The sequence below is a fragment of the Mogibacterium pumilum genome, from assembly GCF_002243385.1.
In the GTDB taxonomy this organism is placed as follows: Bacteria; Bacillota; Clostridia; order Peptostreptococcales; family Anaerovoracaceae; genus Mogibacterium; species Mogibacterium pumilum.
Genome location: NZ_CP016199.1, coordinates 173921 through 197763, shown reverse-complemented (window position 1 = coordinate 197763; position 23843 = coordinate 173921). Strand labels below are relative to the sequence as shown.

Sequence of the window (23843 nt, the reverse complement as noted above, 5' to 3'; positions counted from 1 at the left end):
CCGTGTACCTCGGCTCCGACATCGCGCTGCTCTTCCCGTCAGTAGAAACTCCATCCCAATGTTTACCGCCAGGGAACGGCAACTTCTCTTGGCGCAGTAGTTTGATTTTTGCCAGTAGGAACTTGATCATGAGCAGCGATGTGCCGCCAGTCCTTATCTTGAACATCGGTGAGCTTAGGATTGCCGCGTCGAATATTCCTGGATGTTGCTCCAGATAAAGGACGCCTATTGCTCCTCCCATAGAGTGTGCGAACATGATGCAAGCAATGTCGCCTATATGTGGTTTAACAACCTCAGTCATAAACTGGTGGAGGTCTCGAGTGTAGTCATTGTAGCTATTTACATGAACGATATCATCCCCTTCTATCTGTCTGCCCGAATAGCCGTGGCCGCGGTGCTCCATGAAAAATACTTCATAGCCAGCATGCCAGTAATATTCGGCCATCTCGTGGAATTTTCCCCAGAAACCGCAGTAACCGTGGAGCATGACGATGCAGCCTTTTGCGGATTCCTGCTGTGCAGCATGGTAATACCGTATAGTAAGACCGTCATATGCTATAAAGTCGCCTTGCTTCACATGATGCTTTCGCCACAGCTTGTTAGCTGTATCCATGTGTTCATCATAAGTATTTTCCTTGAGAATTTTAATATCAGCCGGTAGCTGTGCATGACACAAATTGATTGACTTGGAAACGTCTACAATTGTGGGATATGCATTATGACAATTCTTTACATCGTTTTTCATATAATCCTCTTGACTATTTCAAATGCTTTATCAGGATAGTTCGTAATAATTGCGTCGACGTCCGCCTTGCAGCAAAGAGCCAGATGTTCCTCGGTATCTACAGTCCAGACATTGACTGCTAGACCACTGCTGTGACACTCTTGCACTAGACCTGGGAACTGTATGTTGTAAAGCGCAGGGTGAAGCGCCTGTACTCCGTGCTTTTTAGCATAAGCAGGCATATCTATCGTTCCATCAGCATAGAGAAATCCTAACTTGACTTCAGGGTCGAGCTCTCGCATATGCTTGACTGTATAGTGGTTAAACGAGGAATATATAACGCGGTCTGTAAATCCGCATTCCTTAGTCAGCGCCATGAGCTTTTCGGCCATGCCTGGATAGAACACAATCCCAGTCTTGAGCTCTATATTAATAACCATTTCGGTATCTGCGAGCAGTTCGAATACCTCTCGCATCGTCGGGATAGTTACTCCTGCGAAATCCTTTTGTCCGCATGAAAAATCAAGACTTTTAAGCTCCGCTAAAGTCATATCTTTAATCCAGCCGCTACCACTCGATGTCCTGTCGACAGTCTCGTCGTGACATACGACTAGTTCACCATCCTTCGTCATCTGAATGTCTAGCTCGATCCCATCCGAACCCATCTCAAAGGCTTTCTGAAATGCAGGGAGAGTATTCTCTGGGCAGTACCCACTTGCGCCGCGGTGTGCCCATACGAGGGGGCGCTTCCTAACCGTATCGTTTTTCTTTTCTGTGTTAGCCATCTGCTTTCACCTTGTGCTTTCGGTCAAGTTACCGTTTATAAGCTGTAACCTATATCGTATCCTTTGTATCCTTTGTGTTATTTAACCTTGTGCTCGTTTGAAACCTTCCACAAATTCTCGTACTTGAAGCCTGTTACACGCTCGAGGATACGCTTCTCGTCGTCTGTTATAACACTGTCATCTTCGCCCCGTCTTCTGGCTATTTCCCTCTTAACTATATCGAATTCCTTGTTTGTGATAGGGAAGATGTAGCCGAATATCAGTAGAAATACTACGAGAATCACAGGAATGGCGATGAATATCATCGCGATTCCGCGCTGCGTCGATAGTGCCTGACCTACGCCGGAATGTGCGAGCTTCGCATCATACCCAACCAGCGAGAGGAGGATTCCAATAAACCATACTGATAGGCCAGCAGAGATTTTTCTTGCAAATGTTGCCATACCAGACACGATACCAGGACGGCTCGTGGAAGTTATAAGTTCATCGATATCCGCCATGTCGGCGAGGATTGCAAATATACTTGTCAGTGTTGCTGCGTTACCGATTCCAACTCCAGCCGATAGTAGCAGAACAGGTGCAATTGGGGCACCTGCATATGAAAATGCGAGTAGTCCCAGAGTCGATACTATTCTGATAGGTGCACCGATGAGTATAGTGGTACGCTTGGAAGTCCTAGTCATTATCGGTGTGAATATGAGCATGCCTATAAGCTGAGATGAGAGAAGAACTCCCATCAGCATAGTCAGGTAGCCTTTATCGTATCCTCGCAGAACATCATCGATATAGTAAATCGCCATACCTGATACGAAGTCCATAGCACACTGTCCTGATAGGTAGATGCCGATGAAAATCTTGAAGGAACGGCTCTTGAACACTGACGATGCCTCGGAGAAGCTGTCACGAAGTCTAGTCTTTACTGGCGGCTTTACCTTTTCCCAAGTTCCTGCAAAAGTTACAATAGAGGCTATTCCAAATAGTATGCCGAAGATGACAGCAACCTTGAGATACAGGCTAGTGTTTAGCGTATCCTTTATCATGAGTGTCGGAACGAGTCCAGCCAAGATAGCTCCGATAGTCGACCAGATCATTCTGAGGCTGGAAAACTTCGAGCGCACGTCATAGCTGTCAACCATATCAGGAAGAAGTCCGTTGTAAGGCACCATGATGATAGTAAAGCATGTCGAGAACAAGCAATATATCACTATATAGTAGATGAATAACACCGTAGTGTTGTGTGACGGAATAGTAGTCCATAGCAATATAAAGGCAATGGCAGACAAGAGGCCGCCAATCAAGATATATAGTCTCTTAGGGCCAAATTTCGATGTTGTTCTATCCGTGATATTTCCCATCATCGGGTCGGTAATGGCATCCCATACTTTTCCGACCATCGGGATTGCACCAGCGAGTGCGGCTGGCATACCAAGTGCTTTAGTCAAGAAAACCAAGAAGAAGGTGTTGATGATTACAAAAGCACCACCACCGTAGAATTCGGCCATTCCGTACATGAGGCCGGCCTTGATTCCTGTGCCTCGGAATTTGCCTGCAATTTTGTCGTTCATTATATCCTCCGATAATAAGTGTGTTTTCGTTAATAATCGCCCCTGGTGGTCTGACGCCAACAAGTACATCTGACAGTTCATAAGTAACGAGTGTCTATGCCATTTTACCATATACTGGCTTGCAATAGGCCTGTAAACATGTAAGTAGTTAAAAATTTTTAGATAAAATACACTCTGATAACGTGCGAGTGCAAAATGTCAAATAATTACGGACAAAACAATAAGCCGAGAACTCGCGTTCCCGACTACATGTTTATAAAATATATGGTTACACGGTGCTGGCGGATTAACCGCGAATAGCTGAAATTAGATTTCCGAGGAGCGGCTCGAACTTAACGCCGTACCAGTGCTCCTTGTCATCGATAGTGTTCTTAATACAGCTGAGTACATATTCGCCTGCGATTCTAGCGGCCTCAGCCTTATCCTTGCCTGTTAAGTAAGAGCCTACAAATGCGGAAGCGAACACGTCACCAGTTCCGTGGCAGGTGATAGGCATCTTCTCGTGTCTTATATAATTAAGACCGTTTTCATCTGATACGAGAATTCCTGTCGTTGCATCATCATAGCTGACACCAGTCATGATGACAGTCTTAGTGCCGAGCTCATGAAGTCCGCTTACAAGCTTCTCTGCGTATGCTTCATCGTAGCTTTCTCTGTACTCGTTTCCAGTGAGGAGTGCAGCTTCCGTGATATTAGGAAGGGCGACGTCTGCGGCAGCAACTAGTGACTTCATAACCTCTACGAAGTCCATGTCGAATGCAGGGTAGAGCTTACCGCTGTCAGCCATCGCTGGATCGACGATACGTAGTCCTGAAGGAGAAACGAGCCTTTCAAATATGTCTTTGACATACGCAATCTGCTCACTGCTTCCGAGGTAGCCTGTGTATGCCCCGTCAAATGTAATTCCTTCGACTTCCCACTGCTTGACGATATCAGGCATATCTTCTGTTAAATCTCTGCAAGTGAAGTCTTTGAAGCCGCCTGTGTGATTTGAAAGCACAGCCGCAGGCAAGATTGCTGTCTCATGTCCACAAGCCGAAAGTATAGGCAGTGCGACCGTCAATGAGCATTGTCCGACACACGATATGTCTTGAATTGATAATATTCTCTTATATTCCATTAATTATACCCTCGATTTTAGTATCCTAACGTTATTAGAGAGTTGCTCTCCTGTAGTAGAATTTGCTGCCAAGAGCAGTCTTGCCTAGCGCAACAGAAACTACAATTGCAACGACTGCACCTACAGTAGCTTGCAGGATGTTGCCAGGAACATCTGCAATCGGAGCTACCCAGTTGCCGTAGATAAAACCCTGAGCTACATAGTAGCCTGATGCGGTCCATAGAACTGCAAGCACGTATGCGAAGAGCTCTGCAAAAGGAAGGCCAGCAAGCTTTGCTACATGATTTCCGTTCGCTGCACGCTTTATAAGGAAGTCAAAGAATAGCTGAACTATAAGTACCATAACAATCTTGATCACGAAGGTCCAAGGAGCCCACACTGCATAGCCACCGTATATGTCAGCAAGTCCCGCACCTACACCGCCAGCAAAGCAAGCGTACTTCTTAGGCAAAATGATTGCCGCGAGGAGCACGAATCCATCGCCTAAGTGGATATATCCCATTGCATTAGGAATCTTGAAGAATGTAGTAGCAATCATAACCATAGCGGTCATCATCGCTGTAGTTACAAGTATCAAAGTCTTATAACTTCTATCAGCACGGCTTGTGCCGCCTGTCTGGTTCTTAGTTTCAATCATAATTTTTCCTCCATATAGCAATCTATATTCGTTATATAAATGTTGTTTTTTATATCGATTTGCCGTTGTGCACTCTTTCGACAGGTATTATAATAACAGTATAGTGCAGTTATAGAAATGTACAATTTAGATAAATTTTTGGAATACAGATAGGGGAAAATAGACGATGAGAAGCATTATTTTCGATTTTGCCGACAATAATGATCAAAATCTATATATACAGATTTTTGACTACATAAAGGCCAAAATCCTTTCTGGTGAGTTTGAGCTCGGCATGAAACTGCCTTCGCTAAGACAGCTCGCTAAGGAAAACGGCATCAGCGTCACGACTGTAGAAACAGCATACAACCAGCTGCTCGTTGAAGGATATATAGAGAGCAGGCCTAAGTCAGGCTATTACGTCAGCGATGATATCTCTGGCGCAGTTGGAAATGGAAGTGAGGAAGGAGAACTGACGCTCGACGAGCTTCTTCCGCCAGAGAGCACCAAGACGGTCAAGGAGCGTTCACTCATCTATGATGAGGAGAGCTTCGAGTTCTCGAAATGGAAGAAGTGCATGAGCAAGGTTTTCAATGAATACGCTTATGCATTACAGTCAGAAGCTGATGTGCAGGGTGAGGCGGCACTTCGCTACGAGATTGCAAAATACCTATACGCTGGAAGAGGTGTAAAATGCTCGCCAGATCAGGTCGTGATAGGCGCAGGCTCGCAACAACTCACAACTCATCTAATCCGTATCCTCAGAGAACTCGGCATTAGCAATGCCGCGATGGAGTCTCCGGGATATGGCCCTGTTCGTGAGATTTTTAAAGATGAGGGCGTTAGTCTATCTAATATTCCGGTACAAGATAACGGCATTACGATTGAGCGTCTACCGGTCAATATGCGAAGCCTCGTCTACGTAAATCCGTCAAATCAGTTTCCGTCAGGTGCAGTTATGCCGATTGGCCGTAGATATGAACTGATTAAATGGGCGGAAGACAACGATAGTTACATCCTCGAGGATGATTATGACAGTGAACTCAGATACTTTGGAAAGCCTATACCAGCTCTGCAAGGCCTCGATAGATCGGGGAGAGTCGTGTATCTCGGCTCCTTCTCATCGACGCTTTTTGCATCGATTAAGATAAGCTATATGGTGCTACCGAAGGAGCTCGTGGAAGTATTTGACAGAATTAAGAGTAAGTATTCGCAGACCTGTTCCAAGGCGGAGCAGATTTGCCTAGCTCTATACATGGATAATGGCTACTACTATAGACACATCAAGAAGTGCAGGAAGAGAAACGCGGAGAAGCTCCATACAACAATGGAGATGTTCAAGGAATATGGAGAGGGACTGATTGAAGCGCTTGATTCAAAGTCTGGGCTCGCGGTGATGCTTCGAATCAAGGCTCCTGTGCCGGCAGAGCAGCTGTGCCAGGTGGGCAAGGATGTCGGGCTTATGATGAACCCTGTTACTGATCTCTGCACTGAAGACGAGCAGGTGGTGTACTTCTACTTCTACAGGGTGTCGGAACCGCTACTGAGACTGCTCATCAAAATGTTTGTCGGCAATATAAAGAAGGGAATGAGGAATATCAATGCTTAGAATATTAGTTAGCAACGATGATGGAATAGAGGCATTTGGAATCCGTACGCTGGTACGTTTCCTCTCGCACATGGCGGAGGTTTACGTCGTGGCGCCTGACAAGCAGAGAAGTGCTAGCGGTCAGGCGATTACGCTCAGCGGTAAAGTGACGGCAAAGCAGGTTGAGATGGACGGGGCGTTAAAGGCCATCGCTCTAACTGGGACTCCTGCGGACTGTGCGAAGTACGGTATCGATATGATGAGAGAAGCGGGAACACCTCCTGACTTCGTTATCGGTGGAATCAACCATGGAGGAAATGCTGGAATAGATATCAATTACTCAGGCACATTTGCGATTGCAAATGAAGGAGCACTGAACGGATATAGAGCTCTTGTACTTTCCGTGACTAATAAACAGGCTACGCACTTCGAATTCATTTGTGAGATGATACCGGAGATACTCGATATGACGCAGAAACTGCAGCCAGGCATCATCTTAAATGTAAATGCTCCAGATTTACCTAAGTGGCAGATTAAAGGTGTAAGATATGCGGAAGCTGGTATCTGTGGTTTCAACAACACATTTGAGAGAGTCATAGAAAAAAATCTAAGTGGCGAGGATGAAGAACACGCGAATAAACCTTTTGCAGAAGGAGAATATAAGTATAATGGTGAGCTTACTGATGGTAGTGCACAGCCGTCAAATACAGATCTTAACTGCCTTGCAAATGGATATGCGACCATTACTCCGTACAAGGTGAACCGTGTGGATAACGGCATGCTCGCAAAGCTCCGTGGACTGGGCTCGGATAATACGATGTGTATAATCATGGATGTTCAGAACCATATAATTCCTGAGGTTCGCAAGAGTGAGAAGTTTATGGATAGTGTGCTCAAGCTGGCAAGATGCCTCAGCATATTAGAGCTTCCTACACTGCTTACGGAGCAGTATGGCTATGACACTGAGCCGATTTCAGGCGAACTCAAGAGTGAGCTACGTAGCTTTGAGAAGCTGGACAAGGTCGAATTCGATTGTACATCTTCACAAGACATGGAGAGCCTGCTAGCGTCGCATAAGGGCAGACGTATTGTGCTGGCTGGTTTAGAGGCGCACATCGGAATTCTCCAGAGTGCGAGAAGTCTAATCGAGAAGGGCTATGAAGTTCAGATTCTCAAGGATTGCTGTGCCTCGAAACAGAAGGAAGATCTCGAGGAAGCTATGAAAACGCTACGCGATATGGGCTGCACGATAACAACACTCGAGTCATTTATATATGAAGAAATTGGAAGCACAACTGACTTTGCTTATAGAAAGGTGAAGACAGTCCTCGAAGCATAGATACTTATAGATGCGCAAGCAATAAAAAGTTATGTGCAATATATGATAACAATTGCTAGAAAATAAATGTGAAAAGTGGTATTATATTTTGCATTGGCGTTCAGCGTAGAGAGCGAGGGCGCTATGAGATTAAAGTGCTGCAGTGAGGTAATGGCAGCACAATCAGGTAAGGACAGGTGGTTTAAGAAATGAATAACAACAAAAGATGGTTGTATCTCGGAATGGCGACTATTTCGACGCTATTCCTCGGACTTATTTATGCATGGTCTCTGTTTAGAACTCCTTTTGCAGAGGTATTCAAGACATGGACAGTTGCGCAGATGTCGATGACATTCACTATCTCGATGATTATGTTTTGCCTAGGTGGACTCATTGGAGGACAGCTAGGCAAGAAGTTTGGCGTTAAGGTGAGACTGCTCATCTCAGCGGTTCTACTTCTCATCGGATTCTTTATGGTTTCGACTTTGAATCCAGCAGATGCTTCAGGAAGCCTTATGAAGCTATACCTATTCTATGGTATCTTCGGTGGCGGTGGTGTAGGTATCGGATATAACGCTGTTATCACTACTATTACTAAATGGTTCCCAGACAAGGTTGGCCTTGCTTCGGGAATCATGCTCATGGGATTCGGTCTCGGCGGACTAGTTCTCGGGAGCGTCGTAACAAAGTTCATAGCTAAGATTGGAATTTTTCCAACGTTTAAGCTTCTCGCTATCACAATATTCGTGGTAATGTTGGTTGCGGCAATCATCATCAAGTCGCCAGAAGCTCCGGCAGCTAGTGCAAGCAAGGTTGCAGTAACAGATGATAAGACTCATCACTACACAACTGCAGAGATGATGAAGACTGGAAGATTCTGGGTGTTCTTCATCTGGGCTGTTGCTCTAAATTCAGCTGGTCTAATGGTTATCAATAGTGCGGCCAATATCTCACTCGCTTACGGCGGATCGGCAGTACTCGGAATGATTGTTTCTTTATTTAACGGAGCAGGCAGAATCGTTACAGGTAACAACTTCGATAAGTTCGGTAGAAAGACTACATCTATTGTGAACAACATGTTCATGTTTGCGGCAGGCGTTCTCCTTGTAATCGGTGGTATGAGTCACTCACTTATTGCGATTATCGTTGGACTGATCTTCGTAGGTCTAGCTTACGGAGGAACTCCAACACTCACATCCGCATATGTTAACAAGGCTTTCGGATCGAAGTATTTCCCTACTAACTTCAGTATCGCGAACTTCTCCTTGATTCCAGCGGCTATCATCGGACCGATTATCTCGGCTAAGCTGCTCGAGGCTGCAGGTGGAAAGTACGATTCCAACTTCTACGCACTAATAGTGTTCACGTTAGTTGCATTCGTTCTATGGGTTGCACTCAACGTGACAAGTAAGAAGAGTGATAACGAGGGATATAAGTAATAAGACTCCTGCTGATAAATTGCCAGGCATACAGTCTCGGCAAGTCGGGAAACTACAATAACAATTAATTATGGCAGTGGATTTTAATCATTTTAATGAGGTGCGAATTAAGCACTTGAGAAATGTTTAAACCACTGCTATTTTAATTTAAAGAAATCATAATAAATACAATCGAATTTCTTATGCCAAATGATATATACTTCTAATAGATGCAATTTAAGGAGGGTATACCGTGAAGATTCTAGTATGTGACGACGATAGAGAAATCGCCAGAGCGATAGAGATATATTTAAATAATGAAGGCTTCGAGGTGGTGAAGGCGCACGATGGATTCGAGGCTCTCAATGTAGTGAAGAGCGAAGACGTGAAACTGGCCATTATGGATGTTATGATGCCTAAACTCGATGGAATTCAGGCGACACAGATGATCAGAAATGAGAAGGATATCCCAATCATCATGCTATCTGCGAAGTCTGAGGATTACGACAAGATTATCGGGCTAAATATCGGTGCGGATGATTACGTAACTAAGCCGTTCAACCCTATGGAGCTAGTGGCTAGAGTTAAATCACAGCTCCGTAGATATACACAGTTTGGAAATGCTAACGAGCCATCTGAAGAGGGCATCTACAGAGTGGGCGGACTCACCGTAGATGACAATAGCAAAAAAGTTACTGTCGATGGTCGAAGAGTTACGTTAACCGCGACTGAATTCGGCATATTGAGGCTGCTGGCGCAGAGTCCAGACCGTGTATTTTCAATGGAACAGATATATGAATCGGTATGGGACGAGCCTGCATATAACCCTGAGAACACCGTTGCGGTACACATCAGGCATATCAGAGAGAAGATTGAAATCAATCCTAAAGACCCTAGATACATCAAGGTTGTATGGGGCACAGGATACAAGCTTGAAGGAGATAACTAATGAGGGAACAAGTCACAAGAGACGAGTTTCGTGGACTTAAATCGAAATTTGCCATCCTGGTGGCAACCATAAGCATGGTGCTTCTTGTCATATCGGCAAATAGAATCATCATCTATGAGGAATATACGAGCGAACATTTCAGTGGCTATGTCGACAAGAACAAACTTGTGGGCATACTGACGACGAACTTCATACTTCTTATCGTGTTCGCCGCATTTACACTTGCTGGTGCCATATTTGCCATTTATTTCACCGGTAAGTTCGATAGGATAGGTAGGATTAAGCTGAACCTTATCGACCGCATTTTTCCCGAAATTCGCATCCTCGGAATTTTTATAATGGGAGTCGGAGTTGTTGTTTCGGAAGAAATATTCTACGTATACATCTCCTCAGGAAAATCGCTCGACCATATACTCAAAACTATTGTAAAGCAAGGGTTTTCGGTCAAGGAACTTACAGAGCAGAGCGATATGCTACTGGGAAGGCAGTACTCGACATTTAAACCTGAGTGGGTACAGGGCTTCGGATCTTTAGCTCTCATGACTATATGTGTATTTATAGCAATGATTCTGCTCACGTCACTAGTGAAGAATATCAAGAATAGGGACTTCTTCGAACGCTCAATCATCGGAAAGATTATCATGGGGATATATAAACTTTTCATCTCGAAGGACGTTAGTAAGAAGAGGTTGTGCATATTTATATTTGTGATTTTCACACCTGTGTACTTCTTTAGTGCCTGGAGTTATGTGGCAGTGACAATTATCATCATATTTATCCTCAGGTTCTATAATGATTATGCGAGGATTCGTGAAGGTATTAGAGCGATAAAAGAAGGTGACTTCGATAAGAAAGTTGTCGTAAAGCACCGAGGTGAGCTCGAGAGGTTGGCGAGTGATATTAACGAGATTGCCAAGGCGGAGGAAATCGCACTTGAGAACGAGCTCCGAAGTCAGAGGCTGCGTAATGAGCTGATATCCAATGTATCTCATGACCTCAAGACACCGCTGACATCTATCGTGACCTACGTTGATCTACTCAAGATACAAGGACTGGATAGTCCCGATGCGGCATCTTATCTGGATATCATTGACCAGAAGACCAAGAGACTTCAGAAACTCAGTGGAGACCTCTTCGAAGCGACAAAGGCTTCAAGTGGAGCAATGCCTATAAATGTCGAGGTTATCGACCTAAATGGTGTGGCTAAACAGGCAGTTGGCGAACTCAACGATATCTTCGTTGCAGCCGATATAGAAGTTCACTGCGAAAATACAGATGAACATGTATACGTTAACGCCGATGGTAAGATGCTATGGCGCGTAATTGAGAATCTTCTGTCTAATGTCAGCAAGTACAGTATGCCTGGAACAAGGGCATACGTAAAAGTTCGCGAGATGGGCAAATTTGCGGCACTCGAGATCAGTAACGTGTCTAGAGATGCACTTGACATTGGACCAGATGAGCTGATGGAGAGATTTAAGAGAGGCGACAAGTCCAGAAATACTGAAGGCAGTGGGCTTGGGCTTGCAATCGCTAGAGACCTAATGCACATGATGAACGGCGATATCAGACTGGGAATCGATGGAGACTTGTTTAAAGCAAGGGTTCTGATTCCGCGTGTTGGTCAGAGGTAGATATGGAGGAGCATGTGGGAGTATCGTATGCAGATAAGTTTATAAGTTTTGAAGGAGCTCTGACAACAAGAGAAATTAAGACAATGGTGTCAAAGAGCAAGAGCGATACTGTAGTTCAGACGGATGCTATGCCGCTCGATTTGTCTAGTATAAAGGAGCTTAATAGAGGCTATTTCGCTAAATGGCCAAGTGCAACTTTACGAATCTATTGTTCGCATGACTGTGATATCAAGGCCATTGCAGGTATGAGCGAGGTTAGAAATCTAATCGTCGAGTCATCAGCAGAAATATTGAACCTAGATGCTCTATATGAACTACACAATCTACGTAGCTTATGTATAATGGCACCGAGGGTTTCTGACAAGAATTTTCTACAAAGACTTCCTTCTGACCTGAAATCGCTCGATCTTAATATCTCAAGCAAGGCGTTTGATTTAAAGAACTTGAGTCGCTTCACAGAGCTAGAGATACTCAGCTTACACAAATGTAACAAGAATCTAGAGGCTGTATCGAAGCTAGCGCAACTTCGAGCACTAAAGCTACACGGAATTACTCCAGGGTCGTATGCAGAGATAAATAATCTGCCAAAACTAGAGAGACTTTCAATTAGCGGGGGAAACACTGCTGATTTATCAGAGCTATATGGAAATGCTAATATTACAAGACTTTACATATTTCGCCTCGCGAAGCTTGATAGTTTATCAATTTTAGCAGAGCTACCGAACCTTCAAATTGCTGAGATAGGTCAGCTCGCACATGTAGAGAAATTACCAGAGCTTTCCAACTCGAAGCTAGAGCATCTATGCTTTGAAAATATGAAAGGGTTACTAGATTTTACGGCGCTTGAGGACGTACCGCATATCAAAACAGTTACTGAGACGGTCTGCCCTTCTACACTTGGAGTAGAGAATGTTTTACCTATCTTAAGAAATAAAAATATCGAAAAATGCGCGTTCTATACTAGTAGTAACAAGCGTAATGCGGCGATTATGGAAGCTATCGAAGTATATGGTAAAGTGTGTGAATCAAATGTATATGAAGTCAGACATGAGCTGTTCCCTGACGGCTGGATGTAACTAGCCTTTGCGATTATGTTTTATTGCTTTGGGGTATCGGCGATAGCTTTTGCAGGTATATCAATTCTATTGGTATAGAGCAAAATATATTTTAGATCGACTAGGGATTGGCTGCACCAATCCCTTTTATAATTCAAAAACTTCAAAAATGCACAAAATACGAACGCAAACCGCAAATATATAATTAATACTTCGGAAAAATAATAAAAAATCGCATAAAATATGCATAAAAGCATCTTAAAATACGGATTTAGAAAACCTCGATTGTTGACATTGAGTGCGCATGTGATAAATTTAAATTACGATATTTAATGATAATTATATGCTCGCTCGGCGCTATGAATCTGAGCTTAAAGGGCGGCAAAATCAAATCGATTAGGGACGAGTGTGACAGCTCTCGCATTGATATTTAAAGATGGAGGCAAGAAGGAATGATGAAAAAAGTAGCGGTAATCATGGGAAGCGATAGCGATTTACCAGTAGTTGAGAAATGCATCGATGAACTAAAGAAATACGATATACCAACAGAGGTTCACGTTTATTCAGCTCATAGAACCCCAGACGAAGCTATTAGCTTTGCAAAGGCAGCAGAAGAGAACGGCTTTGGAGTTATTATTTCAGCAGCTGGTAAGGCAGCACACCTTGGTGGAGTGCTCGCGGCAAATACAGTTCTGCCGATAGTAGGTATTCCGATTAAGGCTTCCGCGCTAGATGGTATGGATGCGCTCCTATCCACAGTTCAGATGCCACCTGGAATCCCTGTTGCATCTATTGCAATCGACGGAGCAAAGAACGCAGCTATATTTGCAGCCGAGATCCTCGCAGTTTCCGACGTAGCTCTTAGAACTAGACTTTGGGAAGAACGCAGGAAGTCACATGATGCGGTAATCGAAAAGGATGTGGCAGTGAGTGCTAAGTTTAACTAGATTTCGCTGAAATCAGATAGAGTCAAATAGATTGGCAAAACTAAACCATAGATAGAATTAAATTAAAACATATTTAACAGATTATATAAGGCTAGGAACAGTATGAGTGAGTTAAGAGAAGAATGTGGAGTAGTAGGTGTTTTCTCCCCTAGGGAGACTTATGAAATAGGCAGAACTGTCTATTACGCCCTCTACTCGCTGCAGCACCGCGGTCAGGAGAGCTGCGGAATCGTGGTTAATGACGACGGTGTATTTGCAAGCCGCAAGGATTTAGGACTAGTAAACGAAGTATTTAACAATAACACCCTCGATGAGCTAGGGGTTGGAAGCCTTGCTATCGGTCACGTGCGCTACGGAACAACAGGCAAGAATGAGCGTGCAAATGCTCAGCCGATAGTTGTAAACCATATTAAAGGTAGCATGGCTGTCGCACACAACGGTAATATCGTGAATTCCGGCGACCTGCGAAGGGAGCTCGAGCTTGAGGGCTCTATATTCCAGACAACAAGTGACACCGAGGTAATAGCCTATCTTATCACCAAGGAGCGACTCCGTACAGACTGTATCGAGAATGCAATCAATGCAGCTATGCATAAGCTGAGAGGCGCTTACTCTCTATGCGTTATGTCGCCTAATAAGCTGATTGCCGTTCGTGACGACAGAGGTTTTAGACCGCTGTGCTACGGACTGACTGAAGACGGCAGATATGTCGTTGCTTCCGAGTCATGTGCACTTGATGCGGTTGGCGCGAAGTTTGTCAGAGATATCGAGCCAGGAGAGATAGTGATATTTAACCACGATGGAATTCGCAGCATCAAGGATCACTGCAACAAGAATCCTAAGTCGATATGCATATTCGAGTATATCTACTTCGCAAGACCGGACTCCAAGATTGATGGCATAAGCGTGCATAGAGCTAGAGTTGAGGCTGGTAGAGCGCTGGCGATTGACTATCCTGTTGATGCGGACATCGTAATCGGAGTTCCTGACTCCGGACTCGATGCGGCAGTCGGATATGCGCGCGAGTCGGGAATCCCTTATGGCATGGGATTTGTAAAGAATAAGTACATCGGCCGAACCTTTATCGCTCCAGGACAGGCTCAGCGTGAGAAGCTTGTAAATATCAAGCTCAACGTAATCGAGGAAACTGTACGCGGCAAGAGAGTAGTCATGATTGACGATTCTATCGTTAGAGGAACGACATCGAGAAATATCGTAGAGAAGCTCAGACATGCTGGTGCAAAGGAAGTACACCTCATGCTGACTGCACCTCCGTTCGTGGACGAGTGCTACTACGGAACCGACGTGTCGGATAAATCGCAGCTAATCGCTGCAAACCATACTGTGGAAGAGATTTGCACGCTTATCGGCTGTGATTCGATTGGATTCCTCAAGATGGAGAGACTTCACGAGATGATTGGAACAGCACCTAACGTTGGATACTGCGACGCATGTTTTGGCGGAGAGTATCCGGCAGGCAGAGCGACAACAGGAAAATTAAAATTTGAGACTAAGTTAAGCGAAATCAAGAAAAAGGAGAACTAAAAGATGAAGAGCCAGAACGAGAGCTACAAGGAAGCGGGAGTAGATATCACCAGCGGATATAGAGCAGTAGAACTCATGAAGGAGCATGTGGGCAAGACCATGAAGTTCGGAAATACAGCTCCTGTAGGTGGTTTCGGCGGATTGCTACAGCCAGACCTCACAGGTATGAGTGAGCCGATTCTAGTTAGCGGAACTGACGGCGTGGGAACTAAGCTCAAACTGGCTTTCCTGCAGGATAAGCACGATACAGTGGGTATCGACTGTGTGGCAATGTGCGTAAACGACATCATCTGCGTAGGTGCAAAACCTCTGTTCTTCCTCGACTACATAGCTTGTGGCAAGAACGTGCCTGAGAAGATAGCTTCCATCGTAAAGGGTGTTGCTGATGGCTGCATCCAGTCCGAATGCTGCCTCGTCGGTGGCGAAACTGCCGAGATGCCGGGATTCTACCCGGAGGACGAGTACGACCTAGCCGGCTTTGCAGTAGGAATCGTAGACAAGAGCAAGGTCATCGACATAGAGAAGGTGAGCGAAGGAGATGTCATCATCGGAATCGCATCATCTGGAATTCATTCAAATGGATATTCGCTAGTCAGAAAGGTTTTCGACGTTGAGAACGTGGATCTGTCGGCAAAGAGAGACAACCTTGGCGGAAAATCTCTGGGCGAGGCACTTATCGAGCCAACCAAGATATACGTGAAGCCGATGACTGAACTATTTAAGGAGATGACTCCGCATGCAGTAATGCACATCACCGGCGGAGGATTTTACGAGAACATCCCTCGCGCACTGCCGGAGGGCATGACAGCTAAAATAGATAAGAACAGTCTTGAGATACCGGAGATTTTCAAGGTGCTAGCTGAGACAGGAAACATCCCGGAGCGCGATATGTTCAACACTTACAACATGGGCATTGGTATGACTGTAGTTGTATCTCGAGAGGACAGCGAGAGTGCGCTCGAGATTATAAACGGCGCTGGTGAGAGAGCGTATGTAATCGGAGAAATCGTTAAAGGAGACGAAGGCGTAATTATCGAGGAATGATTAGCCTCGCAAATGCACGGTGGAGAGTGAAGATGAGTAGTTTTGCAAAGGTCGCAGTTCTAATATCCGGAGGAGGCACCAACCTGCAGGCCATCATAGATAGGTCGGCAGCAGGTGAGCTTCCGCACGCGGAACTCGCACTGGTAGTATCGTCTCGCAAGAATGCGGGAGGTCTTGATAGAGCTGAGAGTGCGGGGATAAAGCATGCTTATATCGGTAAAGAGAATTTTGAACAGGAGCTCATAAAACTTCTCGAAGAGCATGATATAGACATCATAGTGCTGGCAGGATTCCTCAAGATTCTTAGCAGCGATTTTGTCAGCAGATATCCGGACAGGATAATCAATGTGCATCCGTCGCTCATTCCATCTTTTTGCGGAGACGGTTTCTACGGACTTCGCGTTCACGAGGCGGCGCTTTCATACGGTGTCAAGGTGACAGGTGCAACTGTTCACTTCGTAAATGAAGTTACGGATGGCGGCAAGATTATCGCTCAGCGTGCAGTAGATATTAAGGATGGTGACACACCGGAAATTCTCCAGAGACGAGTTATGGAGGAAGCTGAGTGGAAGCTTCTGCCAGCGGCAGTCGAAAAGGTCGCAGCAGAGATAGTGGCAAGGAGAGGATAATGAATATTGCAGTAATTGGTGGCGGCGGTAGAGAGCACGCCATAATCAGGAGTCTAAAGCGCAGCAATGGTGTATCGCACATCTACGCACTTCCAGGTAATGGCGGCATCGCAGAAGATGCGGAATGCGTTGCTATCGGTGCGAAGGACCTTGATGCAATCGTTGATTTTGCGGTAGAAAAAAAGCTCGACTATGTGGTTGTTGCGCCCGACGATCCGCTAGTCCTCGGACTTGTGGATATGCTAGAAGCAAAGGGGATTCCTTGCTTCGGACCAAATAAAGCAGCAGCGATAATCGAGGGTAGCAAGGCGTTCTCCAAGCATCTCATGAAGAAGTATGGAATCCCGACTGCTGAGTATGAGATATTCAGCGATATGGAAGCGGCTCTAGAATACATCGAAACCTGCCCTATTCCGACGGTAATCAAGGCTGATGGACTTGCACTCGGCAAGGGTGTAATCATCGCTGAGACTCGCGAAGAGGCCAGAGAAGGACTTCGCACAATTATGGAAGATCGCAAGTTCGGTGCGAGCGGAGATACTGTAGTCATAGAGGAATTTCTAGAGGGTCCTGAGGTTAGCGTGCTATCCTTCACTGACGGTAAGGTAGTTAGACCGATGGTTTCCTCGATGGATCACAAGAGAGCTCTAGATGGAGACAAAGGGCTCAATACTGGAGGTATGGGTACTGTTGCTCCTAATCCTTACTACACAGAGGAAATCAGCGAGCAGTGCATGGAGCAGATATTTAAGCCTACTATCGAAGCTATGGCGGCGGAAGGAAGGGCTTTCAAAGGCTGTCTCTACTTCGGACTAATGCTCACCAAGGATGGACCGAAGGTCATCGAGTACAACAGCAGATTTGGAGATCCCGAGACACAGGTAGTGCTTCCGCTCCTAGAGGGAGACCTTCTAGAAATCATGAAAGCGACTACAGACGGTACACTGGCGGAAGTGGAATTTTCATTTAGAGATGAAGCGGCATGCTGCGTAGTAGCTGCCTCGGATGGATACCCTGCATCATATGAAAAGGGCTTCGAGATCAAGCTTCCGGAAGAACATGAACTCATATATATTGCCGGTAGTAAGCTCGAAGATGGCAAGCAGGTGACTAGCGGTGGTAGAGTTCTCGGCGTGGTTGAAACAGCTCCGACACTCGGCGAAGCAGTGGATAAAGCATATGCGAAGCTCGGAGAAGTGCATTTTGACAATATGTATTTTAGAAGAGATATCGGAGCGAAGGCGCTCGCAGCACTCAAGTAACGGACGCTTAACTTAGCGCTTATATTTATAACTATAACAATAATAAATGACTGATTAGAGACAGGAGTAATGGCATGGTTAAAGCTTTATACGTAGAGAAGAAGCCGGAATTCGCAAATAGGGCTAAGGAGCTTATCAAGGAGTTCAGAGAGAGCCTACAGATTGCGAACTTGACGAATATCAGAGTGATTAATAGATACCTAATTGAAGACTTGTCAGACAAGGCTTTTGAAGAGGCTCGCGGAACGATTTTCTCAGAACCTCCTACAGATATGAGCTGCACGGACATGGATTTCCGCAAGCAGGTGGTAATTGCTGTAGAATATCTACCCGGTCAGTTCGACCAGAGAGCGAGCTCGGCAGAGGAGTGTCTGCAGTTTATAGCTCCGGACGAGAAGCCGACAGTGAAGTCAGCTGTTATCTATATCCTAGAGGGCGAGCTGTCCAACGAGGAGCTTGAGAAGATCAAGGAATACCTGATAAATCCAGTTGAATCGCGTGAGGCATCACTTGGCGTTCCTGCTACGCTAAAGGTAAAGTATCCCGAGCCGGCACCGGTTGCGACAATCAAGAACTTTATAAATTATACATACGCAGATCTCGAGACTTACCTAGCGGTAAATTCGCTTGCGATGGACATTGAGGACCTCAAGATGTGCCGTGATTATTTCAAAGAAGAGGGCAGAGATCCGAGTATTGCCGAGATTAAGGTTATCGACACGTACTGGTCAGACCACTGCCGTCACACCACTTTCAACACGACCATCAGGGGAGTTGTGTTTAAGGATGAAACTATCAACAAGACATTTAGCGAGTACCAGGAGCTTCGTAAGCAGCTCGGAGTACATAAGCCAATCAGTCTGATGAACGTTGCGACTATCGCAGTCAAGGCGCTCAAGGAAAGCGGCAAGATGGTAGATGTCGTGGAGTCGGAAGAAATCAACGCATGCACAGTTGATTTTAAGGCGAATATCGACGGAGAAGAGCAGGATTGGGTTCTGCTCTTCAAGAACGAGACGCACAATCACCCTACCGAAATTGAGCCATTTGGTGGAGCTGCAACTTGCATCGGTGGAGCTATCAGAGATCCATTGTCGGGCAGAAGCTATGTATATGCAGCGATGCGTGTAACAGGTGCAGGGAATCCGCTCAAACCTGAGTCGGAGACGAGGCCAGGAAAGCTCTCGCAAAAGAAGATTACGACAACCGCTGCTTCAGGATACAGCTCATACGGAAACCAGATTGGACTTACGACCGGTCTCGTAGATGAGGTGTATCACGAAGGCTACGTGGCAAAGAGAATGGAAGTAGGTGCAGTAGTTGCTGCTGCCCCTGCGGCAAATATTCGTAGAGAGAGACCGGAAGCGGGTGACGTAATCATTCTGCTAGGTGGCAGAACCGGTAGAGATGGAATCGGTGGAGCTACAGGCTCATCGAAGTCTCACAGCATGGAGTCGCTGGAGTCCTGCGGTGCAGAGGTTCAGAAGGGCAATGCTCCTGAAGAGAGAAAGATTCAGAGGCTATTCAGAAATCCGGAGGCAACCACGCTTATCAAGCGCTGCAACGACTTCGGCGCAGGCGGAGTTTCAGTTGCTATCGGCGAGCTGGCAGATGGACTGGAAGTGACTTTAGACAACGTGCCTAAGAAGTACGACGGACTGGACGGAACTGAACTCGCAATCAGTGAGTCTCAGGAGAGAATGGCTGTTGTAGTTGCTGCATCTGATGCAGATAAATTCAAGAAGCTTGCAGAGAGCGAGAATCTCGAGGCGACAACAGTAGCGACTGTTACAGAGAAGGCTTACCTCACGATGAATTTTAGAGGTCAGCAGATTGTAAATATTTCCAGAAAATTCCTCGATACTAACGGCGCAGAGAAAGAAGCTGACGTCGTAGTTGAGGGTGCTCGCAGATTCGACAAGGAGATTCCAAAGGACTTTGAGAAGGGTATGAAGGAACTCGTTTCCGATCTCAATGTATGCTCCAAGAGAGGTCTTGCAGAGCGTTTTGACTCGACAATCGGATGCAATACTGTCTTGATGCCTTTCGGTGGTATCACACAGAGAACACCTATTCAGGCGATGGTTCACAAGATTCCAATGCTCGAAGGTGAATGCAGCACCGTATCGATGATGTCGTACGGATTTAACCCATACATCCTGGAGCAGAGCCCTTACCACGGTGCATACCTCGCTATCGTGGAGAGCGTTGCTAAGCTAATAGCAACAGGTGCGAGCTACGATCACATCTACCTGAGCCTTCAGGAGTATTTCGAGAAGCTTGGCGACAACGATAAATCATGGGGCAAGGCGTTCAGTGCAGTTCTCGGTGCATTCCGAGCACAGATGGAGCTAGGCATCGGAGCAATCGGTGGTAAGGATTCCATGAGCGGAACGTTCGAGGATATTCACGTGCCGCCAACGTTGATTTCTTTTGCGGTAACTACAGATGACCTCAAGAAGGTGGTTTCGCCGGAGTTCAAGAGTAGAGGTCACGAAGTTGTGTGGCTTAGACCGGAGCTTGGTGAGGATGGACTTCCGACTGCTGAATCGCTTATCAAGAACTTTAGGCTAGTGAGAATGCTCGTTGATAACGGATTAGTTGCAGCGTGCTACACACCTGGATTCGGCGGACCTGCTGAGGCTGTCTTCAAGATGGCAATCGGTAACAACATAGGCTTCGAGTTCGATGAAGGTATCTCCATGAGAGAGATGTTCGGCTATGCGTACGGCAGCTTCATCATCGAGACTAGCAAGAATATTGATTTGACAGCAGACATGAAGCTTCTTGGCAAGACGGTTTCCCGCGAATCCATCGGCAGCAAGAAAGGACGCGTTAGACTTCTAGTGCTGAATGCTCTCTATGAGGGCAAGCTCGAACCTGTATATAGCTGCAATATCAAGACTTCAGAGGAAAGCATCCCTGAGATGATATATAGAACAAGAAGCGATGCGGCTCCAAGCAAAACAGTAGAGAGACCAAGATTCTTGATTCCTGTATTCCCTGGTACCAACTGCGAATATGATACAGCTAGATCCGTGGAGAAGGCCGGCGGTGAGGCGGAGATTTTCGTCATAAACAATCTCACTGCAAATCATCTAAAGCGCTCAGTTAAGGAGTTCGCGACAGCACTCTCCAAGGCAAATGTGCTCTTCATTCCTGGCGGTTTCTCGGGCGCAGATGAACCGGATGGCTCTGGCAAGTTCATAACTTCGTTCTTGAGAAATGAAGCTATTTCAGCGGAACTCATGAAGCTTCTCAACGAGAGAGATGGTCTAGTTGCGGGAATCTGTAATGGCTTCCAGGCACTAATCAAGCTCGGACTTCTCCCTTACGGCGAGATCAGTGTACAGGAGGAGAATAGCCCAACGCTAACATTCAACAACATCGGTAGACACCAGTCGAAACTTGTGAGAACTAAAGTCTGCTCTACTAGATCGCCTTGGTTAAGGAAGGCAAGTGTCGGACAGGTTGTTACAGTACCAATCTCACACGGTGAAGGAAGGTTCGTAGCTAGTAGCAACGATATCGATACTATGCTCGAGAATGGTCAGATACTGACGCAGTACGTTGATTTTGAAGGAAATCCAACTATGGATATCCAGTTCAATCCAAACGGATCGTCGATGGCTATCGAGGGAATCCTCTCACCGGACGGAAGAATCCTCGGTAAGATGGGACACTCCGAGAGAATTGGAGAGGGGCTTTACAAGAATGTGTCGGGAGAGTTTGAGCTAGGACTCTTCGAGTCTGCAGTTTCGTACTTCAGAGGTGAAGAATAAACTGATACGTAAAAAAATTCGGGCGATAGGCTGTGTGTGGTAAATCTCGTGTGCATCCTATCTGCCTATTTTAGAGTGTATATGGCGCTGCATAAAACGTTGCAGGCATGTGAATAAACGATGTGGATTTTGCATGGCTAATGTGCAAAAAACGTTCAGTTTAGTGCTGACATTGAGGCCTGCGAGTGTGATATACTACTTTTCGGAAAACAAAGGTAATGTATGTATAATTTATTTAGAAAGGGAAACTGGAAAAATGAGTAAGGAAAGAATTCTTGTACTTAATCTAGGATCTACATCAAGTAAGATTGCTGTATACGATGATGCTCAGGAGGTTTTCAAGGAAACCATCAGACACACTCAGGAGGAGATGGCTCAGTTCGACGATGTGCTCGAGCAGTTTAGCTTCCGTAATGAGAAGGTAAGAGAGGCTCTTGAGAACAATGGTATCGGCGTGAATACACTCACAGCAGTATGCTCGAGAGGTGGAAATATCATTGCTTGCCCGCATGGTGCAATCGGAATCGACCAGGAGATGATTGATTACCTGACGAGACCGGAGGACACAGCGAAGCATGCTTCACTACTCGGCAGCATGATTGCGTTTGATCTCAAAAAAGAGTTTGGAATCCCTGCATGCATCTATGATGCTATCGGAACGGATGAGATGCAGGCAGTAGCAAGAGTTTCCGGCGTTCCTGAGATTCCTCGCTACACAGTAGGACACACGCTAAATACAAGAGCTATGGCTATCAAGTGTGCTGACGAAGTGCTTAAGAAGCCTTTTGACGATTGCACATTCATCGTTGCTCACATGGGTGGTGGAAGCTCAATCAGACTCTATCACAAGGGTGTAAATATCGACTGCGTGAATGACGATGAAGGAAATTTCTCGCCAGAGCGTGGTGGTTCCGTAAGCTGCAAGGATCTCGTAAATTACTGCTTTACATCAGGTGAAGATGCAAAGACCGTAATGAAGAAATTCCACGGAGCAGGTGGACTCAAGGCTCATCTCAACACAACCGATGCTATCGAGGTTGAGAAGATGATCGAAGCAGGAAGTGAGTATGCAAAGGTTGTATATGAGGCCATGGCATACGGAATCGCTAAGGATATCGCTAAACTATCCGCTCCAGTTGCCGGAAAGGTTGACAGAATCATCCTTACAGGTGGAGTTGCTTACTCCAAATTCCTCACAGATATCATCAAGGGAATGGTAAGCTGGATCGCTCCGGTTGAGATGATGCCGGGCGAGTTCGAGATGGAAGCTCTCGCAGGCGGAGCCCTAAGAGTTCTAAAGGGCGAAGAGAAGCTTCAGAACTTCGGTGAAATCAAGGCTACAGCAGTCGATAGAATCCGCATCTGCAAGGGTGTAGAGCCTTATACAACGCCAGCGAAGTAAGTTGCAAAAATTACTTAAAATGCAAAGCTGCCACCCGTTCGTGGTGGTGGCTTATCGTTTATTGACAGTCTGTATTATTTCGTGTACTATTCTTGTATACGTGCTGTTGTAGCTCAGTTGGTAGAGCACTTCCTTGGTAAGGAAGAGGTTCGGCAGTTCGAGTCTGCTCAACAGCTCCAATTATTTTAATTTTAATCACAAATTTAAGGAGGATATCATGGCAAAGCAGAAGTATGAGAGAACCAAGCCACATATCAACATCGGTACAATCGGCCACGTTGACCACGGCAAGACAACTCTAACAGCAGCAATCACAAAGACTCTTCACGACAGATATGGACTCGGAGCAGACGTAGCATTCGACCAGATCGACAAGGCACCAGAAGAGAAGGCAAGAGGAATCACGATTTCATCAGCACACGTAGAGTATGAGACACCAAACAGACACTACGCACACGTA

At 45.7% G+C, this 23843-nt stretch carries 19 protein-coding genes and 1 tRNA gene; 15 read left to right on the top strand and 5 right to left on the bottom strand.

The window, feature by feature from the left end:
- The 5 genes from AXF17_RS01015 to AXF17_RS00995 all read right to left on the bottom strand — a co-directional run.
- On the bottom strand, positions 1-745 hold a 745-nt coding region (locus AXF17_RS01015), incomplete at its 3' end, for an alpha/beta fold hydrolase (RefSeq protein WP_094233407.1).
- Positions 742-1509, bottom strand: coding sequence for a glycerophosphodiester phosphodiesterase (locus AXF17_RS01010; protein WP_094233406.1), 768 nt, complete (start codon positions 1507-1509; stop codon positions 742-744). The genes AXF17_RS01010 and AXF17_RS01015, both read right to left, overlap by 4 nt.
- A 77-nt stretch (positions 1510-1586) precedes the next feature.
- On the bottom strand, positions 1587-3074 hold the full coding sequence (locus AXF17_RS01005) for an MFS transporter (RefSeq protein WP_094233405.1): 1488 nt from the start codon (positions 3072-3074) through the stop codon (positions 1587-1589).
- A gap of 286 nt (positions 3075-3360) precedes the next feature.
- The gene (locus AXF17_RS01000) at positions 3361-4194 is read right to left on the bottom strand and encodes a pyridoxamine kinase (protein WP_094233404.1); all 834 of its coding nucleotides are present in this window, start codon (positions 4192-4194) and stop codon (positions 3361-3363) included.
- A gap of 34 nt (positions 4195-4228) precedes the next feature.
- Positions 4229-4831, bottom strand: a complete 603-nt coding sequence (locus tag AXF17_RS00995) for an ECF transporter S component (protein ID WP_094233403.1) — start codon at positions 4829-4831, stop codon at positions 4229-4231.
- A 166-nt stretch (positions 4832-4997) separates the two neighbouring features.
- Between AXF17_RS00995 and pdxR the strand changes: the two genes are divergently transcribed.
- The 15 genes from pdxR to AXF17_RS09095 all read left to right on the top strand — a co-directional run.
- Positions 4998-6419: a MocR-like pyridoxine biosynthesis transcription factor PdxR gene (pdxR, locus tag AXF17_RS00990; RefSeq protein WP_094233402.1), complete on the top strand. Its 1422-nt coding sequence runs from the start codon at positions 4998-5000 to the stop codon at positions 6417-6419.
- Entirely contained in the window at positions 6412-7737 is a 1326-nt protein-coding gene (gene surE, locus AXF17_RS00985; RefSeq protein ID WP_094233401.1) for a 5'/3'-nucleotidase SurE, read from the top strand. The genes pdxR and surE overlap by 8 nt, the downstream gene beginning before the upstream one ends.
- A 188-nt stretch (positions 7738-7925) precedes the next feature.
- Positions 7926-9155, top strand: coding sequence for an MFS transporter (locus AXF17_RS00980; RefSeq protein WP_094233400.1), 1230 nt, complete (start codon positions 7926-7928; stop codon positions 9153-9155).
- Positions 9156-9387: 232 nt separating this feature from the next.
- A complete protein-coding gene (locus AXF17_RS00975; RefSeq protein ID WP_094233399.1) occupies positions 9388-10083 on the top strand; it encodes a response regulator transcription factor in 696 nt (231 codons plus the stop codon).
- On the top strand, positions 10083-11717 hold the full coding sequence (locus tag AXF17_RS00970; RefSeq protein ID WP_094233398.1) for a HAMP domain-containing sensor histidine kinase: 1635 nt from the start codon (positions 10083-10085) through the stop codon (positions 11715-11717). The genes AXF17_RS00975 and AXF17_RS00970 overlap by 1 nt, the downstream gene beginning before the upstream one ends.
- Before the next feature lie 14 nt (positions 11718-11731).
- Complete coding sequence (locus AXF17_RS00965; RefSeq protein ID WP_094234711.1) at positions 11732-12793, top strand: leucine-rich repeat domain-containing protein; 1062 nt, start codon at positions 11732-11734, stop codon at positions 12791-12793.
- Between the two features lie 431 nt (positions 12794-13224).
- A complete protein-coding gene (gene purE, locus AXF17_RS00960) occupies positions 13225-13719 on the top strand; it encodes a 5-(carboxyamino)imidazole ribonucleotide mutase (protein ID WP_330398506.1) in 495 nt (164 codons plus the stop codon).
- Between the two features lie 102 nt (positions 13720-13821).
- Complete coding sequence (gene purF, locus AXF17_RS00955; RefSeq protein WP_094233397.1) at positions 13822-15264, top strand: amidophosphoribosyltransferase; 1443 nt, start codon at positions 13822-13824, stop codon at positions 15262-15264.
- A 3-nt stretch (positions 15265-15267) separates the two neighbouring features.
- Entirely contained in the window at positions 15268-16308 is a 1041-nt protein-coding gene (gene purM / locus AXF17_RS00950; protein WP_094233396.1) for a phosphoribosylformylglycinamidine cyclo-ligase, read from the top strand.
- A gap of 32 nt (positions 16309-16340) precedes the next feature.
- The gene (gene purN / locus AXF17_RS00945) at positions 16341-16937 is read left to right on the top strand and encodes a phosphoribosylglycinamide formyltransferase (protein ID WP_094233395.1); all 597 of its coding nucleotides are present in this window, start codon (positions 16341-16343) and stop codon (positions 16935-16937) included.
- Entirely contained in the window at positions 16937-18199 is a 1263-nt protein-coding gene (gene purD / locus AXF17_RS00940; RefSeq protein ID WP_094233394.1) for a phosphoribosylamine--glycine ligase, read from the top strand. The genes purN and purD overlap by 1 nt, the downstream gene beginning before the upstream one ends.
- 74 nt (positions 18200-18273) lie before the next feature.
- The gene (locus AXF17_RS00935) at positions 18274-21981 is read left to right on the top strand and encodes a phosphoribosylformylglycinamidine synthase (protein ID WP_094233393.1); all 3708 of its coding nucleotides are present in this window, start codon (positions 18274-18276) and stop codon (positions 21979-21981) included.
- 256 nt (positions 21982-22237) lie between these two features.
- The gene (gene buk, locus AXF17_RS00930; protein WP_157682509.1) at positions 22238-23383 is read left to right on the top strand and encodes a butyrate kinase; all 1146 of its coding nucleotides are present in this window, start codon (positions 22238-22240) and stop codon (positions 23381-23383) included.
- A 102-nt stretch (positions 23384-23485) separates the two neighbouring features.
- A tRNA-Thr gene (locus tag AXF17_RS00925) sits at positions 23486-23562 on the top strand.
- A gap of 38 nt (positions 23563-23600) precedes the next feature.
- On the top strand, positions 23601-23843 hold a 243-nt coding region (locus AXF17_RS09095), incomplete at its 3' end, for a GTP-binding protein (protein ID WP_237049051.1).